Origin of the sequence: Hydrogenophaga defluvii, assembly GCF_042665235.1 — a bacterium.
Lineage (GTDB): Bacteria > Pseudomonadota > Gammaproteobacteria > Burkholderiales > Burkholderiaceae_C > Hydrogenophaga > Hydrogenophaga defluvii_A.
The window spans coordinates 1-1615 of the sequence record NZ_JBHTBZ010000067.1 but is presented as its reverse complement, the minus strand read 5'-3'; the positions used below and the strand labels follow the sequence as shown (position 1 = coordinate 1615).

Genomic DNA, 1615 nt, shown 5'->3' with positions numbered 1-1615 from the left:
AAGATGGGCGCCTCGGGGTCCTTGTTGATCGCCACGATCACCTTGGAGTCCTTCATGCCCGCCAGGTGCTGGATGGCGCCCGAGATGCCGGCGGCGATGTAGAGCTGCGGTGCGACGATCTTGCCGGTCTGGCCCACCTGCAAGTCGTTGGCCGCGTAGCCCGCGTCCACCGCCGCACGGCTGGCACCAATGGCCGCGCCCAGCTTGTCGGCCAGCGGCGTCATGACTTCATTGAACTTCTCGCTGGAGCCCAGCGCCCGACCACCCGAGACAATGATCTTGGCGGCGGTCAGTTCGGGCCGCTCGCTTTTGGCGATCTCGTTGCCCACAAACGTGCTCTTGCCGCTGGCGGTTTGAGCGGGTGCGGTTTCCACAGCGGCTGCGCCGCCCGTTGCAGCAGCGGCGTCAAAGCCGGTGGTGCGCACGGTGACGACTTTGGTCGTATCCGTGCTCTGCACCGTGGCAATGGCGTTGCCCGCGTAGATCGGGCGCTCGAAGGTGTCGGCAGCAATCACCTTGGTGATGTCGCTGACCTGGGCCACGTCCAGCTTGGCGGCCACGCGCGGGGCCACGTTCTTGCCACTGGCGGTGGCGGGGAACAGGAGGTGGCTGTAGCCTGAGGCGATGGCCAGGACTTGGGCAGCGACGTTCTCGGCCAGGCCATGGGCCAAGCCAGCGTCGTCGGCGTGGATGACTTTGCTCACACCGGCGATCTGTGCGGCCTGTGCGGCAGCGGCAGCGGCGTTGTGCCCGGCCACCAGCACGTGCACATCACCCCCGCAGGCCAGGGCGGCGGTCACGGTGTTGAGGGTGGCGCCTTTGATGCTGGCGTTGTCGTGTTCGGCAATAACAAGTGCTGTCATGGTCAGATCACCTTGGCTTCGTTTTTCAGTTTGTCGACGAGGGCAGCGACATCGGCCACCTTGATGCCGGCCTTGCGCCCGGCGGGCTCGGCCACCTTGATCGTTTTGAGGCGCGGCTTCACATCCACGCCCAGGTCTTCGGGTTTGACCACGTCGAGCTGCTTCTTCTTGGCCTTCATGATGTTGGGCAGCGTCACGTAACGCGGCTCGTTCAGGCGCAGGTCGGTGGTGATGACCGCGGGGAGCGAGAGGGACACGGTTTCCAGACCACCATCCACTTCGCGGGTCACATTCACCTTGTCGCCAGCGACTTCAACCTTGGAGGCGAAGGTGCCTTGGGGCAGGTCGGCCAAAGCGGCCAACATCTGGCCGGTCTGGTTGGCGTCGTCGTCGATGGCCTGTTTGCCCAGGATGACCAGGCCGGGTTGTTCCTTGTCCACCAGGGCTTTCAGGAGCTTGGCCACGGCCAGCGGCTGGAGTTCTTCGGTGGTTTCGATCAGGATGGCGCGGTCGGCGCCGATGGCCATGGCGGTGCGCAGGGTTTCCTGGCACTGGGCCACGCCGCAGGAGACGGCGATGACTTCGGTGACCACACCTTTTTCTTTCAGGCGCACCGCTTCTTCGACGGCAATCTCGTCAAACGGGTTCATGCTCATCTTCACGTTGGCAATGTCCACACCCGTGCCGTCCGACTTCACCCGGACCTTCACGTTGTAGTCCACCACGCGTTTGACGGGGACCAAGACTTTCAT

Annotated in this window: 2 protein-coding genes; both read right to left on the bottom strand. The window is 64.2% G+C overall.

Translation table 11 applies throughout. The annotated features are described in order from the left end of the window. A partial coding sequence (locus ACFQU0_RS18315; RefSeq protein WP_382203171.1) for an electron transfer flavoprotein subunit alpha/FixB family protein occupies nt 1-863 on the bottom strand: 863 nt, incomplete at its 3' end. 2 nt (nt 864-865) lie between these two features. Continuing rightward, nucleotides 866-1615 carry an electron transfer flavoprotein subunit beta/FixA family protein gene (locus ACFQU0_RS18310; protein WP_382203170.1) on the bottom strand — a complete coding sequence of 250 codons (750 nt, stop codon included), beginning with the start codon at nt 1613-1615 and terminating at the stop codon, nt 866-868.

Coding starts and splice junctions, on each gene's coding strand:
- ACFQU0_RS18310 (WP_382203170.1), bottom strand. CDS start 1,615: ATGAAAGTCTTGGTCCCCGTCAAACGCGTGGTGGACTACAACGTGAAG.